13 protein-coding genes are annotated in these 15,072 nt (G+C 68.4%); 8 read left to right on the top strand and 5 right to left on the bottom strand.

Annotated features, from left to right (window positions below; genetic code table 11):
• Positions 1–91: 91 nt before the first annotated feature.
• Both C1737_RS01235 and C1737_RS01230 read right to left on the bottom strand, forming a co-directional pair.
• Entirely contained in the window at positions 92–1,657 is a 1,566-nt protein-coding gene (locus C1737_RS01235; RefSeq protein ID WP_102417006.1) for an AMP-binding protein, read from the bottom strand.
• Positions 1,657–2,784 carry a Rieske 2Fe-2S domain-containing protein gene (locus C1737_RS01230; protein ID WP_102417005.1) on the bottom strand — a complete coding sequence of 376 codons (1,128 nt, stop codon included), beginning with the start codon at positions 2,782–2,784 and terminating at the stop codon, positions 1,657–1,659. Before C1737_RS01230 ends, C1737_RS01235 begins: the two co-directional genes overlap by 1 nt.
• A gap of 97 nt (positions 2,785–2,881) precedes the next feature.
• Between C1737_RS01230 and C1737_RS01225 the strand changes: the two genes are divergently transcribed.
• Positions 2,882–4,165 (top strand): cytochrome P450, encoded by a 1,284-nt coding sequence (locus tag C1737_RS01225; RefSeq protein ID WP_369804482.1) that lies wholly within the window; start codon positions 2,882–2,884, stop codon positions 4,163–4,165.
• Here C1737_RS01225 and C1737_RS01220 read toward each other — a convergent pair.
• A complete protein-coding gene (locus C1737_RS01220) occupies positions 4,162–4,353 on the bottom strand; it encodes a ferredoxin (RefSeq protein WP_046185638.1) in 192 nt (63 codons plus the stop codon). The two genes, C1737_RS01225 and C1737_RS01220, sit on opposite strands and share 4 nt — an antisense overlap.
• Positions 4,354–4,373: 20 nt before the next feature.
• Positions 4,374–6,758 (bottom strand): CoA transferase, encoded by a 2,385-nt coding sequence (locus C1737_RS01215; RefSeq protein WP_102417004.1) that lies wholly within the window; start codon positions 6,756–6,758, stop codon positions 4,374–4,376.
• Between the two features lie 100 nt (positions 6,759–6,858).
• Here C1737_RS01215 and C1737_RS01210 point away from each other — a divergent pair, with 100 nt between their 5' ends.
• Positions 6,859–7,680, top strand: a complete 822-nt coding sequence (locus C1737_RS01210; protein ID WP_067916594.1) for a FadR/GntR family transcriptional regulator — start codon at positions 6,859–6,861, stop codon at positions 7,678–7,680.
• Positions 7,681–7,690: 10 nt separating this feature from the next.
• The gene (locus C1737_RS01205) at positions 7,691–8,410 is read left to right on the top strand and encodes an SDR family oxidoreductase (protein WP_068097317.1); all 720 of its coding nucleotides are present in this window, start codon (positions 7,691–7,693) and stop codon (positions 8,408–8,410) included.
• Here C1737_RS01205 and C1737_RS01200 read toward each other — a convergent pair.
• On the bottom strand, positions 8,373–9,242 hold the full coding sequence (locus C1737_RS01200) for an LLM class flavin-dependent oxidoreductase (protein WP_067916588.1): 870 nt from the start codon (positions 9,240–9,242) through the stop codon (positions 8,373–8,375). The two genes, C1737_RS01205 and C1737_RS01200, sit on opposite strands and share 38 nt — an antisense overlap.
• A 78-nt stretch (positions 9,243–9,320) precedes the next feature.
• Here C1737_RS01200 and C1737_RS01195 point away from each other — a divergent pair, with 78 nt between their 5' ends.
• The 5 genes from C1737_RS01195 to C1737_RS01175 are packed head-to-tail and all read left to right on the top strand — an operon-like array spanning position 9,321 to position 15,061.
• Positions 9,321–10,388, top strand: a complete 1,068-nt coding sequence (locus C1737_RS01195) for an acyl-CoA dehydrogenase family protein (protein ID WP_068097311.1) — start codon at positions 9,321–9,323, stop codon at positions 10,386–10,388.
• The gene (locus C1737_RS01190) at positions 10,385–11,482 is read left to right on the top strand and encodes an acyl-CoA dehydrogenase family protein (protein WP_102417003.1); all 1,098 of its coding nucleotides are present in this window, start codon (positions 10,385–10,387) and stop codon (positions 11,480–11,482) included. The genes C1737_RS01195 and C1737_RS01190 overlap by 4 nt, the downstream gene beginning before the upstream one ends.
• Entirely contained in the window at positions 11,479–12,636 is a 1,158-nt protein-coding gene (locus tag C1737_RS01185; RefSeq protein WP_197508948.1) for an acyl-CoA dehydrogenase family protein, read from the top strand. The genes C1737_RS01190 and C1737_RS01185 overlap by 4 nt, the downstream gene beginning before the upstream one ends.
• The gene (locus tag C1737_RS01180) at positions 12,633–13,568 is read left to right on the top strand and encodes an acyl-CoA dehydrogenase family protein (protein ID WP_102417002.1); all 936 of its coding nucleotides are present in this window, start codon (positions 12,633–12,635) and stop codon (positions 13,566–13,568) included. The genes C1737_RS01185 and C1737_RS01180 overlap by 4 nt, the downstream gene beginning before the upstream one ends.
• Positions 13,565–15,061, top strand: coding sequence for a class I adenylate-forming enzyme family protein (locus C1737_RS01175; protein WP_102417001.1), 1,497 nt, complete (start codon positions 13,565–13,567; stop codon positions 15,059–15,061). Before C1737_RS01180 ends, C1737_RS01175 begins: the two co-directional genes overlap by 4 nt.
• Positions 15,062–15,072 lie beyond the last annotated feature (11 nt).

The following is a 15,072-nucleotide window of genomic DNA, read 5'->3' as shown; positions in this document are numbered from 1 at the left end:
GTCTCCAGCCTCTTCCGGGAAACGACTGCCAACGAGCGGTTGGATGTAACGGTAAAGTAACTTGCCGACGATTACGTAACATTAACGTAACTTACCGGCTAACGATATAGCCCTGAGCTTCACGATCCCACGCCTCCCGAGTCACCCCCTGCGCGCGCAACAGGTCTTTGCGTATTCGTCCGATGACATTCTTCGGAAGTTCGCTGACGATCTCCACGAATCGGGGCACGCAGAAGTACGGCATCCGGGCCGCGCAGAAATCGAGCAGCTCGGTGTAATCCAATGTGGCCCCTGGCCGCAACGTCACCACGACCAGGATGTCATCTTCGCCCAATGGGCTGGGCACCCCGACGGCGGCGGCTTCGGCCACGGCGGGATGGTGCATGACCACGGTTTCCACCTCCACCGAGGAGACGTTCTCCCCGCGCCGGCGCAGCGAATCCTTCCTGCGGTCGACGTAGGTCAGGTTGCCCCCGCCGTCGAACCGGCCGAGATCGCCGGTGCGAAACCATTCCGCGTGGGGAATCACCCGCAGCCCCGGGCCGACATAGCCCTCGCTCATCACGTGCGGGCGGCGCGGTCGGCAGGCGATCTCCCCCACCGTGCCGGCGGGCACCGGTTCGCCGTTCTCGTCGACGAGGCGCACGTCGAAATGAGGATTCGGCCGGCCCGACGTTCCGGGCACTCCGTCGTCGGCCAGGGCCTTGACGGCGATCGGAAACGCCTCGGTCATCCCGTACATCGTGACAATGCGGCAGCCATAACGCTTTTCGATGTCCCGGTAGTGCTTGGCGTCGATGGGAGCCGCGGAGATGAACCGCAACGGCAGCTGGGCATCGCGCGGATCCGCGGGCAGGTTGCGCAGCATCGAGACCATGGCGCCGGCGCCGGCGAAACCGACGGCGCCGCGGGCGCGCACCTCGTCCCACACCTGACCGGGATGAAAAGCCCCGGCCAGCACGGTCGTCGCGCCGAGCAGCATCGGGGCCAGCACGCTGGGCGCCGCGCTGAGGTGATACAGCGGCATCGCCGTCCACAGCACGTCCCCCGCACGCAATTCCCAGGCCGACGCGACCGTCGCGGCCACCGTGAACAGGTAATGCCAGGTCGTGGCAACCGCTTTCGAGGGCCCGGTGGTACCCGAGGTGTAGAAGAGGCAGCCCACGTCCGTCGACGCGCCGGCGGCGCCCGCAGGCGGTGTGCCGGCGTCTCGGCTCAACGCCGATGCGAGTGAATCGCCCTGCGCCAGCACGGTTGGCGCGTGATCCAACGCGCCGGCCACCTCGTCGAGCCGGGGCCGGCGCTCGGCATCGGTCAGGACGACCTTCGCCCGCGACAGCCGTAGGGCGTCCAGCAGGAAGTCCCCCTTGTTCGCGGCATTGACGGCGGCGGTCACGGCGCCAAGGCGCGCCGCGCCCAACCAGAAGTAAACCCATTCGGGGCAGGTGCCGGCGAATATGGCCACGCCGTCTCCACGGTGGACTCCCAACTCCGCCAGCATGTTCGCCGCGGCGCACGACCGCTGCCGCATCTGCTCGAAGGTCACGTCGACGCCGGCGATCGACATCATCACCCGGTCGGGATGCTGTTCGGCGCGCCGATCGAGCACGGCCGCGACGGTGAAGCTTTCGACGCCGAAGTCGGCGGGTCCGGGCATCAGGCTTTCGCGGCCGCCGGGTCGGGCTGACCGTCGGCGGTGTAGCCGAAGTCGGACGGCGACGGCTGCGTGCCCGGGTAGAAGCGGTGCGCCCAGCGGCGCAGGGCGGCATAGTCGTGGGCCTCTTCGGGAGCCAGGTTCGGCTTCTCCAGATACTTCATGTTCTCCCAGGTGAAGAAGTCTTGTTTGATGACTTCCTGCTGCAGTCCCAGGAATTTGGCCGCGCGACCGGTCGGCACGTCGCCCGTATCGCCGGGCTCGCGGACGGAAGCCTGCGTGTAGAAGTAATCGGTGTAGTCCTCGTCGACCGGCGTCTGCCCGGTGACCTGGACCGTGGCCACCAGTTCGCTGGGGAAGCGGACGACCCCCAGGCCCAGCGAGTAGTTGTCGTAGATGATCTTGGCGTCGACCGGTCCGTTGGGGGTCAGCCAGGTCGACGCGCGGCCACCGCCGAAATGGGCGTTGACGGTCGCGTGCAGGTGGTAACCGGACACCTCGAACGACGCGGTGGTCGCGGGATTGGCGGCCTTGTGCACGTACTGCACGTGGTACGGGTCGGCGGCGTTCTCGATGATCATCTGCGGGTGCACCTTGACCCGGTTGATCATCTGCGTGTGCGGGTGCAGTGGGTAGTACTCGTTCGTTTCCAGTTCGGGGAGCACCGGGGGCTCCCAGTACGGCGCCCGGCCGTGCCGCTCGTGCCACGCGAGCACGAAGCCGTACCACTCCATGCTGGGGTAGGTGCGGATGCGGACGTTGTTCTTGCACCCGATCTTGCTGTACGGGATCAGCGCGTTGCTGCCGTCGCCACGCCAGCGCCAGCCGTGCCACGGGCAGACGATATTCTCGCCTTCCACCGTGCCGCCGACGGCGAGGTTGGCGCCGAGGTGCTGGCAGTAGGCGTCCATCACGTGCACCCGGCCGGACTCGGTGCGGAAGATGACGAGCTCCTCACCGAAGTAGTGCGCCCGCTTGACGTCGCCGGCGGCCAGGTCCGAGCCGAAGGCAACGATGAACCAGCCGGTCGGGAACCGATAGGTCGACAGCGCGATGCCGGCCTGCCCGAACTCGCGTTCCGAGGGATCGCCGGCCGAATCCGGTGCCGGGTCCGAAATTGCATGCGTCACGAGTTCTCCATATCCCGCCCAGGCCAAGCGTGCCCAGCGCAACCGGGCTTCACTCACCGCGGTTCGACGACAACGTCTATTTTTACTATTTTAAGCATTGAACGTCAACGCGGCGCGGATGCGCCCCGGCAGAGCGGGATATCACATGGCGGCTGCGGTGGTGGACCTTTCCGACTTCGCCCTGTGGCGCAATGGTTTTCCGGACGAACTGTTCGCGGAGTTGCGACGCAGCCGGCCGATCTTCCGCCATGAACTGACCCCGGGCGTGGCGCAGACCGTGCACCGTGATTTCTGGGTGGCGACCAAACACCGGCACGCCGTCCGCCTGCACCGCGACACCGACTCGTTCACCGCGGCCGACGGCCCGCTCATCCAACCGGTCGCCCTGTTCTCGGCGTCCCCGACGATCATCACGCTGGACCCGCCGGAATTGAACAAGCGCCGCAAACTCATCTCCAACGCCTTCAATCCCCGGGCGATCGCCAAGCTGGAGGACGGCATCCGGGCGCGTGCGGCACGGATGATCGATGCGTTGCTCGTCAAGGGCGGCGGGGACTGGATCGAGGACGTCGCCGACGCCCTGCCGATGACGGTGATCGGCGACATCATCGGCATCCCGGACGAGGACCGTCCGCGGATATTCGACATCTTCGACCGCATCCTGAAGGTCCTTGCGCCCGAGGCGGGCCCGAGCGGCCGGGTCGAGCTCGACCTCTTCGCATCGGTGTTCGCTTACGCGACGGAGCTGACCGCGCAGAAGCGGCGCAACCCCACCGATGACATCTGGAGCACGCTGGCGACCGCGGTGATCACCGGCGAAGACGGCGAGGAATTCAGCCTGCCCGCCAACGAACTGGAGTTCTTCTTCTTCGTCCTGGCCTTCGCCGGCAGCGACACCACCAAGAACGCGCTGGCCATCGGGCTGCAGGCCTTCATGGCGAATCCGGAGCAGATCGAGCGCTATCGCGAGCACGAAACGCTGCGGCCGAGCGCCGTCGAGGAGGTGCTGCGCTGGGCCTCACCAGTCGCGTACTGGACGCGCACCGCCAAGGTCGACGTCGAAATGGACGGTCAGCACATCGCGAAGGGTGAACGCGTCGTGTCGATGCTGCGCTCGGCGAACCGCGACGAGGAGGTCTTCTCCTCACCGTTCGCGTTCGACATCGGCCGTCAGCCCAACCCGCACGTCGCTTTCGGGGGCGGCGGACCACATCATTGTCTGGGCGCCATGCTGGCCCGGGCCGAGCTGCGGGCGGTGTTCGACGAACTGTTGTTGCGCTGCGACGACATCGAAATCGGTCCGGCCAAGGCGGCTTACCCGAATCTGACCACCAACATGTCGATCTACGACGCGATGCCGATATCGCTGACCGAGCGCTAATCGATCAGCCGCAGCGCGGCCTTGGGGCACTGATCCACCGCGGCGCGCACGTCGATCTCGAGCCGCGGCGGCACGGGGCCGTCCGCGATCTGCACCACATCCTCGTCCCCGAGTTCGAACACCTCCGGCGCCAGCGATTCGCAGAAACCGTTGGCCTCACACAGGTTTTCGTCCACTGTCACGCGCATCAGATGCCCTCCACTTCTCTCTAGAGGCCCTTGGGTCGGGTCCCGATCACCCCACTGGTTGCGAGGCGCGTCAGTTCGTCGTCGCTCAGCCCGCACCGATCGCGAAGTATGTCTTCATTGTGCTCACCCAATCGCGGCGGTGGCCGCCGCAGCCAATGGTCCTGGCCGGCCAGCCGGGCGAACGGGGGGCAGGGATAAAGCCCCGCACCGGTGCTGGGATGGTGCAGGGGCTCTAAGAATCCGCGGTGCCGAAGCTGCGGGTTTTCGGTGACCAACGACGGTGACACCACCGGCGCGGCGGGGATGCCGGCGGCGGCTAACCGCTCCACCGTCGCGTCGAGGGGTTGGCAGGCGAACCACTCCGCCAGCCGGCGATCGACGTCATCCGCCCGCTGCGACCGCCCGGCGACGGTCGCCAACCCCTCGTCGCACCAGGCCGGTCGACCCATCAGCTCGACCAGCGCACGCCACTGCCCGTCGTCGCGCACGGTGACCGCGATCCAGTCGTCGTCGCCGGCGCACCGATAGATGTTCTGGATGGCGTCGCCGAAACCGCGGTTGCCCCGCCGGGTCAGCGTCGTCCCGAAGACCTCCGATTCGATCGCCTGGATCGCGGTGGCGTTCAGCACCGTTTCGAGCATCGGCAGCTCGACCAGCTGCCCCGATCCGGTGCGTTCGGCGAAGTTGAGCGCCGCCAGTACGGCGAACGCGGCGTGCACGCCGGCCAGCGGGTCGCAGGCCCCCCTTGGGGTGACCGGCGGCTCGTCGGGCAGCCCCGTCACCCAGGCCAGGCCGGCGATCTGCTCCATGGTGGGAGCGAATCCGACCCGATCCCGCCACGGCCCCTCCAGCCCGAAAGCGGGCATGCGGGCAACGACGAGTTCGGGATTGACCTTCAGCAGCACGTCGGCGGTCAGGCCGAAGTGGTCCATCACCCGTGGGGAGAAGTTCTCGATGACCACGTCGGCGCCGGCGGCCAGCTCGGTGAACAGGCGGCGCCCGTCTTCGGAGCCCAAATCCAGCGTGACGGAGCGCTTATTGGTGTTCATGGCGTGGAAGACCCAGCCGTACTCCCACCAATCGTCGACGTCGGTGCGCATGCCACCCGAATAGCGGATGCCGTCGGGTCGCTGGATGGATTCCACCTTGACGACATCGGCGCCGAAGGCGGCCAGCAGGTGGGTTGCCGCGGGACCGGCCCAGAACGCGGTCAGGTCGACGATGCGCACACCGGCCAGGGGTAACGTGCGCGGAGCCAAGTCCGCCCCGGGTTCCCTTGGGGACCAAGGCTTCTCATCATCGGCCTCGCCGGGAACGGGTGCGGCCCCCGGCGGTGCGGGCGCGCATGCCGACATCAGCCATGGCGGCCGGGGCTGGTGAAAGCCGGCGGGATTGGCAACGAACGCGCCGCGCTGGGTCACATACTCCATATCCCGGATCGTGGAGCCGTTGCCGAGCGCCGCGATGGGCAGCCGGAACAGCTGGCCGAGCTCGACGATCTCCTCGACGGTCCGTTCGGCCAGCCAGGGGCGGATCTGTTCGCGGATCAGGTCGCGGTAGGCCCACCGGCCGATCTGGAAGCGGAGCTGCTCGATCTCCTCGAGCTGCGGACACTCGACCATCGCGACGAAGTCGAGCCATTGCTGGCCCGTGACCATGGTGATCCCGACGTAGCCGTCTTTGGCGGGCTCGATGGAGGGCACCTCGAGGGTGCGGCGGATCGGCGGCACCTGCAGCAGCTGGGAGTGCAGCCATTCGCTGCTCTGCATTGCGGTGAGCGCTTCCAGCATGGACAGGTCGAGGTGCTCACCGGGGCCGCCCCGCTCGACGCGGCGGCGCACGGCCAGCGCACCGAAGGCGGCGTACACGCCGCCCATGTACTCCCCGAGGTCGCCACCGATGGAGATGGGCGGCCCGGCGGGATCGCCGCGGAAGCCGGGCGAGCCCGCCCACGCCTGCAGGGTGAATTCGCTGGCGGCCCGGTCGGCGTACGGTCCGGCCCAGCCGAAGTCGGAGATCGTGACGATGATCGCGCGCGGGGAGGCCGCCAGCAACCGCTGCGGGTCGACACCCAGGGCCGCCGCCTGGGAACGCCCGGCCGTGAGAACCACCACGTCGGCGGCGGCAAGATCGGCGGAAAAGCCCTCGGAGCCCGGCGGGTAGGTCGCGCTGCGCTTGCCGGCGTTGAGGTAGGCGAACAGCGGCGAACTCCGCCCCTCCGGCACCGGCGACCGAGTGGCGGAATACCGGCGGAGCCAATCGCCTTGCGGTGGTTCGATTTTGCGCACCTGAGCGCCCGCGTCGGTCAGCAGCTTCCCGCAGTAGCTGCCCGCTATCCGGTCGCTGATCTCTACGACGCGCAGGTCATGCAGCGGCGTGGGCCGGCTGTCGGACCGCTCGCTCACTTACTACCCGCCCTCCCGATCGACACGCGACCGAAGAAGCTATTTATACCATTACTGCTAAAATAGCTAAGCCAGCGAGTTGCTTTGCATCGAGGATCGGATGACCGCCTTGGGAATTGGGCAGGACGCCCGTCGCCGATTATCGGCGCCGCGGATCGCAGAGATCGTAGCCGACGAGCTGCGCCGCCAGATCATCAACGGCGAGCTCGCCGACGGCGATCTCTTGCCGCGTCAAGAGGTGCTCGTCGAACAGTTCAACGTGAGCCTGGTTTCCCTGCGCGAAGCGCTGCGGATCCTGGAAACCGAGGGGCTCGTTTCGGTCCGGCGGGGCAACCGCGGCGGGGCCGTCGTGCACGCCCCGGCGAAGACGAGCGCCGCCTACATGCTGGGGTTGTTGCTGCAGAGCGAATCCGTGGCCGTCGCCGACCTGGGCATGGCGTTGCAAGAACTCGAACCCGCGTGCGCCGCCCTGGCCGCCCGGCGGCCGGACCGGGCGGACACCTTGGTGCCCGAACTCAACCGGGTCAACGACTCCATGGCCGAAAACATCGAAGACGGTGGGCTGTTTACCGAAATCGGCCGTGAATTCCACGATCTCGTGGTCCGCGGCTGCGGTAACCACACCATCATCGCGGTGGTCGGCAGCTTGGAGACGCTGTGGACCAGCCACGAACAACAGTGGGCGGACGAGAGCGCGGCGCGTGGCACCTATCCCTCGTTGGCGCAACGCCGGGCGGTGCTCAGCACGCACGTCAAGCTGACCGAGACCATCGCGGAGGGCGACGTCGACCGGGCGCGCCGCATCGCCGGTCGCCATCTCGCCGACACCCAGACCTATGTGCTCTCCGGTGGGCCTGATCAACGAATTCACGCGCTGTCGCCGCAAGCCTTGTCGCGGACGCGGGATTTCCGGCAATCGTAAGCGGCGGCCGTTGAGAACCGCGTTGGTGACCGGCGGCAGCGGCGGGATCGGCAAGGGCTGCGGCCGCAAGTTGGTCGAGCTCGGTTACGACGTGGTGCTGGCAGCGCGGCGCGAAGCGCCGTTGCGCGCGGCCGCCGAGGAGATCGGTGCCCGCCACGTCGTGGCCGACGCGTCGGACCCGGACGGATTCGCAGCTGCGGTAAGCGCATTGGAAACGATCGACCTCGTCGTCCACGCGGCGGGCACGTTGGGCGGGACGTACGCGCGCAAGCAGACGTTCGAGCAGTGGCGGACCATCATCTCGGCCAATCTGGATTCGTGCTTCGTGGTGACCGCCGCCGCACTGCCGAGGATGCGCGCCGGTTCGCGATTCGTGTTCATCTCCTCGTCGGCGGCGCACGAACCGATGATGGCGCGGACGGCCTACTCGGCATCGAAGGCCGGCATGAACGCATTCGCGCGGGCCCTGGCGCTGGAGGTCGACCGCGACGGCATCAGCGTCCACATCGTCACACCCGGCCCGGTGGAAACCGAGATGCTGCAGGACGTTCCCTTCGAGATGTACGCGATTCGGGTCTCGGATGTGGCCGACGCGGTCGCCTGGCTGGACACCGTCGACCCGTCGGTCGACCTCCCGGAGATTCGGCTGAGCGCGGTGCAACGCGGGCCGTACGCCCGGCCGCCGGTGGTGCCTACGGAGGCCCGCCGCCGGAGGCAGCGAACGCCTTGATCACCGTTTCCCCGAATTCGTCCAGGGAATCGGGCACGGCGAAGTCGGCGAACCACACATAGAACCGCTCGACCCGCTGGGTGGTCAGTCCGGTGAAGTGTGCGATCAATTCGTCGGCGTCGCCGCAGACCAGCCCCGACCCCAGGTTGCCGAATCGCCGCTGGCTGACCTCGCGCACTGTGTTCGGGTCGCCGCCCGTTCGGACGAACCCCACCATCTGCTGGACCGAGACCCGGGCCGTTCCTGCTGAGGTCGCCAGCTTGGGCAACTTGTCGAGGTGGTTGGCCGGCACGTTCCACCAATCCGCGTGTCTGCGAACCAGTTCCATCATCCTGGGGCCGGTGCCGCCCAGGACGAGCGGTATCGGATACGACCTTCGCGGGGCCTGCGGAGCCGCGCCGTGCGGATCGTCGCCCCAGTACCGCCTGATCAAGTCGAGGTGGCGCCCGAGTTGCTCCACCCTGGCCACCGGATCCTGCTGGCCGACATCGAATCTGGTGAACTCCGCGGGCCAGGACCCCGAGCCGAGACCCAGCTCGAACCTGCCCCCCGACGCGTCCGACAGGGTAACGGCTTGCTTGGCCAGCACCGCGGGGTGGCGAAACGCGTCGCACAGCACCAGGTGTCCGATCCGCAGCCGCTCGGTCTTGGCCGCCACCCAGCCGGCAATGCCCATTGCCTCCCAGATGCTTTCATCGGGTAGGCCGGGGGCCTCGAGGTGATCGATGAACGCCATGCCGTCGAAGCCACTGGCCTCGGCGTGGCGCGCCCGCTCCACGATGTCGGCCGCCGACAGCCGCACCTGCGGCAGGAACAAATACCACTGGACCATGCATCCACCTATGCATATATCGCCGTGCGATTGCGAACCGGGGCGCTAGTTTACTATTTTTATTATGTTAGGGGTCTTATGGATGTCGGGCTGAATGCGGACCAGCTGTCGCTGCGCGACACGGTGCGCGACATCCTGCGCACGGAGTGCCCGGCCGACGCGGCCCGGCAAGCGATCACCGATCCGGAGCGCTGGCGCGCGCTGTGGAAGACGGTTGTCGACCTCGGTTGGACGGAGCTCGCCGAGGCGGGCGACTACGGGCCGGTCGAGCTCGCGGTCGTGCTCGAGGAATGCGGTGCCGCCCTCGCGCCGATTCCGTTGCTGAGCAGTGTCGGTCTGGCCGCGGGCGCGCTGCGGCACACCGGGCTCGAGGCGGTTGTCGACGACATCGCGGGCGGAGCCATCGCCACCCTGGCCGTGCATGCCAGAGGTTCCCGGCTGGCGGGTGCGCCGATGACGCTGCACGGCGGACGGCTCCGGGGCCGGGCGGTCGCGGTCCCCAACCTGTCCCGCGCCGATCTGCTCGTCACGCTGGCGCGGGCCGACACCGTCTCCAGCGGCACAGTGGTGGCGGCCGTTCGCTGCGGTGACGGGGTGACCGTGATCGCCGGCGAGTCGACCGACCCGGCGCAACCGCTCGCGGACGTCGAGGTCGACGCGGAGCCGGTGGCCACCGCACCCGTCGATGTGGACGCGGCGTTGACGCCGCCATTGGTGGCCGCGGCCGCCGATTTGGTCGGCGTGGCCCGCGCCGCCCTGCATCGCGCCGTCGAGCACGCGAAGACGCGCCGCCAGTTCGGCACGCCGATCGGCGCCTTCCAAGCCATCAAACATGCGCTCGCTGACAATTACGTCGGCTTGGAGCGCGCGCGCAGCCTCACCTATGCCGCGGCCGCGCGGCTGGCCGGTCCGACCGCGTCCCCAACAGCCGCGTGGACCGGCGCGGCACTCGCCAAGGCGGCGGCCGGCGAGGCGGCCGTCAATTGCGCGAGGACCGCAGTCCAGGTGCACGGTGCGCTCGGGCAGACCTGGGAGCACGACGCTCACCTCTACGTGCGGCACGCCTGGCAGACCGCCGCGATGCTGGGCGATAGCCGGGCGCTCTACCACGAGGTGGGCCGCCGCTTCGCAGGAAGCGCGAAATGACCTCGCCGACCGAGGAATTCGGCGATTGGCTGAGCGACTTCCTGCCGAAGGACTACTACGCGAACTATCGGCAATACCGCTGGGACCTGACACTGCGGCGGGCGTACCAGCGGGCCGCGTTCGAGGCCGGATGGATACAGCCGACCTGGCCGCGGGAGCACGGCGGCCGGTCCCTGGGTTTGCGGGATGCGATGGAGGTCAGGATCGAGGCGGCGCTGCGGTCGGCGCCCAAGCTGCCCAACATCGCCGGCCCCAACGTCGCCGCACCCGGGATCCGGCAATTCGGGACGACCGCCCAGATCGACCGCCTTCTCGTACCGCTGCTGCGCGGTGACGAATGGTGGGCGCTGGGCATGTCCGAGCCGGAGGCCGGATCGGATTTCGCCGGCCTGCGCACGCGGGCCGAGCGTGACGGGGACGTCTTCCGGGTGAACGGGCACAAGATCTGGACCACCCAAGCGCACGAGTCGCGGTGGTGCACCCTGTATGCCCGCACCGATCCGGAGGCACCCAAACACCGGGGTATTTCCTGCCTCATCCTCGACCTGCACTCGCCGGGAGTGCGCATCGAGCCCATCCGGATGGCATCGATCTCCGACGAGACGTTTTGCGAGGTCTTCCTCGACGACGTCGAGGTGCCCGCCGACAACCTCCTGGGGCCGCTGCACGGTGGGTGGAACGTCGCGTTGTCCTCGCTGCACCACGAACGCCAGATGATCTGGATCATGAACTGGGTCGAGATCAAGCGCGGACTCGACGCGGTACGCCGCGCGCAGCCGACGGCGGATATCTGCGCCGAGCTCGGTTCCCTGCTCGCCGACGCGGAAGCGTTGCGGGCCACCGGATACCGCGCCCTGGCCAACGAACTGGCGGGGCGACCCAGCCCCGAAGCCGACACCATGAAACTGCTCGGATCGGTGACCCTGCAGCGGGTTTGGGACCTGGCCGCCGCAACCGAGGGAATGCAGGCCCTCAGCGACCCAGACCTGCTCTTCGAACGCCAGGACGCGCTGGCCGCGACGATCTACGGGGGAACATCGGAAGTGCAGCGCAACATCATCGCCGAGCGGCTGCTCGGGCTGCCGAAGGGATGACGACGATGGATTATGACCTCGGCGACGACGCCGCAGAGTTGCGGAAGCACCTGCGAGAGCTGATATCCGACCACATTTCCGCCGACTTCCTCGGGGCCTGCACCGAGAACCCGCGCGATCTCGCCACCACCGAGACGTTTTGCAAGCTCCTGGCCGCGGAGGGCCTGCTGGCGCTGGCCTGGCCGAAAGAACATGGCGGCGGCGGGGGTTCGGTGTGGCAGCAGACCGTGCTGCGCGAGGAGATGTGGGCTCAGCACGAGCCACGCGGTCCCCAGTACATGGGCATCAACTGGGTGGGCCCGGCGCTGATGCGCTACGGAACGGCCGAGCAGAAGGCCAAGCACCTGGCGGCCATCGCCGCCGGCGACGTGATCTGGTGTCAGGGGTTTTCCGAGCCGGAGGCCGGAACCGACCTCGCCTCGCTACGCACCCGCGCCGTCCCGGACGGGGACGGGTGGCGCATCACCGGCCAGAAGGTGTGGACGTCCTACGCGTTGATGGCATCGTGGTGCGTGCTGGCGGCGTGCACCGATCCCGAGGCCCCGAAGCCCAAGCGGCTCACCCTCTTTCTGATTCCGATGGACCGGCCCGGCTTTACCGTCCGGCCCATCGGATCGATGCTGGGGCCGCACCACCTCAACGAGATGTTCTTGGACGGCGTAGCGGCGTCTCCCGGCGACGTCCTCGGCGAGGTCGGTGACGGCTGGCGGGTGATGCGTGAGGCGCTGGCGTTCGAGCGCGTCGGCATCGCCCGTTACGCGCGGTGTGAGTCGTTGCTCGAACGCATGCGCGCACTACTCGGCGACGACTGGGACACGCTGCCCGAGTCTCTTCGATCGCGGTGGGTGCGGGCGCTCGTCGACCTCCGGGTGGCGCGGCTGCTGGCCTACCGGGCGGTGTCGCTGCAGGATGACCCGGCGGCGGGCGCGGCGGCCAGCGCGGCCCGCATCGCCACCACCACCTGCGACCAGCAGGTCGCCGAGCTGCTCTTCGACGTGCTGGGCCCGATCGCGCTGGACAGCGGTTCCGGCGCGGCGCTGCACGGGGCCATCGAGGACCATTGGCGCTACGCCCAGGCGGCCACTGTGGCATCGGGCACGATCGAAGTGCAGAAGATGCTGGTGGCCCGGGACGTTTTGGGAGAACACCGATGAAAACCGAACTGCCCCAGGACATCAGCGACTTCGCCGCGGTCGCGGCCAAGCGATTCACCCGGCTCGGCGGCCCGCAGGCGGCGTTGCGCGCCGAGACCGACGACGGCGTCCGGGACGCCGCGCGCACCGCCCTGGGCGAGGTCGGCGCGTTCGACCTCGATGTCCGCTCGGAGGCGGACGACCTGCTCGCGGGGGCCGTGCTGTGCCGGGCCGCCGGCGCGGCAGCGTTGCCCTATCCGGTGGCCGAGGAGCTGTTGGCGATCGACGGCGCCCGCCTTGCCCTGGTCAACCCCGAGGCGCCGCGCATCGACCACGGCGACCTGCCCGGCGATTGGCTCGCCGCCGACCTCGACGGCAACCGCTACCGCCCGCGCCCGGCGTCGCGGACCGCCGCCAAACTCGGGCCGTTCCTCGTGCCCGCTTCCCTCGGCGAACCCGACGGAACCATTCCGGCCAGTGACGTTAACCTTCATCTCGTGCTGGGATCATGGCGGATTCTGGGGTCGGTGGAGCAGGCGCTGCACATCGTCACCGACCACGTGCGCGCCCGCATTCAGTTCGGTAAACCGCTGGCGGATTTCCAGGCCGTCAGGTTCGCCGTCGCGGAGGCCGCCGTCGCCGTGCGCGGACTGTACGAATTGGCGAAATTCACCGTCTGCCGGCCGGAATCGCTACCCATAGAGATCCATTCGGCGGACGCACTCGTTCTTCGGCTCAAGGCATCCGACACCGCGCGGCAAGTGCTACGCACCGCCCACCAGCTGCTGGGCGCGTTGGGTTTCTGCGATGAGTCCGACGTCAGCGTGCTCGACCGGCACACCCAACCGTTGATCCGCCTGCCGCTGGGCGCCGAGGCGCTGGCGTTGCGCCTGATCCCGGACGTCCGCGACGGCTCGCTGGAAACTCTGTTCAGCGGGCCGGTATCGGCGTGACCGAATCGCCGGCGGCCGAAGCGACGGCCAACCCGCTCGCCGACGGAGTCCCGTTCGGCGTCAAGCTCCACGAGCTCGCCGAGCAGCGCCCGAATGACCCTGGGGTCACCATCGTCGCCCTCGACGGCACCGCGCAGTCGCTGTCTTTCGGTGAACTCGACGCCCGCGCCAACCAGTGGGGCCGGGCGCTGGCCGCCAACGGCGCTGACACCGGTTCCCTCGTGGCCCTGGCGATTCCCAACTCCGAGCACCTGGTGCTGGCCACGCTGGGGTGCTGGAAGGTCGGCGCCGTTCCCGTGCCCATGCACTGGGACCTGCCCGAGTGGGAGCGCGACAGGGTGCGCGAGGTGATCAACCCCGCCGTGGTCGTGGACGAGGCGAGCCGGTGGCGCCTGGAGGCCCAAGCGGACGCTGAGGCCGCCGGCGCCCTGCCCAAGGCCGTCTCCCCCAACGTCAACGGCATCTGCAGCAGTGGTTCGACCGGCGTGCCGAAGGTGATCCTCAGCCTGGCTCCCTCGCTGTGGACTCCGCAGCACGGCGAGCCGTTCCTGTCGAACTGGACGCCGGTGGCCCAGCCCCAGACCATCATGGTGCCCGCGCCGATGTACCACACCAACGGCTTCGCCACCTTCTTCTTCCTGCTGGCCGGCGATCACCTCGTGATACTCGAAAAGTTCGATGCCGCTTTGGTTCTGGACGTAATCGAACGCTTCCGGATCACCAACTTCACCGCCACGCCGACCATGCTGGCGCGCATCGCGGCCCGGCCGGACGTCAGGCAGCGAGACCTGTCCAGCATCGTGTTCGTCCTGCAGGGCGCCGCCGTGATGCCTCCCTCGCTGATGCACACCTGGTTCGAACTGCTGAGCCCTCAGCAGAGCGTGTCGGCCTACGGCATGACCGAGAATCTCGGGCTCACCGCGCTGCGCGGCGACGAGTGGCTGGCTCATCCGGGCAGCGTCGGCCGCGGTTTCCGCGACACCGAGATCCGGATCCTCGACGCAGGAACCAGACAGCTGGGTCCCGGTGAGCACGGCGAAATCTATCTCCGCGCACCGATGAGCGCGGGCTCGCGCTATGTCGGCGGCGCGCCGCCGCTGCCATCGACCGGAGACGGCTTCCGCTCGGCCGGCGACATCGGCTATTTGGACGAGGACGGCTACCTCTACATCGTCGACCGCCGCGTCGACATGATCATCACCGGCGGGGCGAATGTGTTTCCGGCGGAGGTGGAGTCGGCGTTGGCCGGCCATGCCGGCATCGCCGACGTCGTCGTCATCGGCCTCGCGGATGCGCGATGGGGACGCCGGGTGCACGCGGTGGTTCAGCTCGCCGACGGCGCGAAGCTCACCGAGGAACAGGTGATCGAGTACGCGAAGAGCCGGCTTGCCCATTACAAGGCGCCCAAGACGGTCGAGTTCGTCGACGCGATTCCCCGGACCGCGGCGACCAAGGTCAATCGCTCGGCGATGATCGAGGCGCGCGGCGGCTGAGGGCGGCGCCG

The organism is Mycobacterium sp. 4858 (genome assembly GCF_900240975.1).
Taxonomy (GTDB): Bacteria; Actinomycetota; Actinomycetes; order Mycobacteriales; family Mycobacteriaceae; genus Mycobacterium.
The sequence above is the reverse complement of the archived record's forward strand: the minus strand, read 5'-3'. Positions and strand labels throughout refer to the sequence as shown.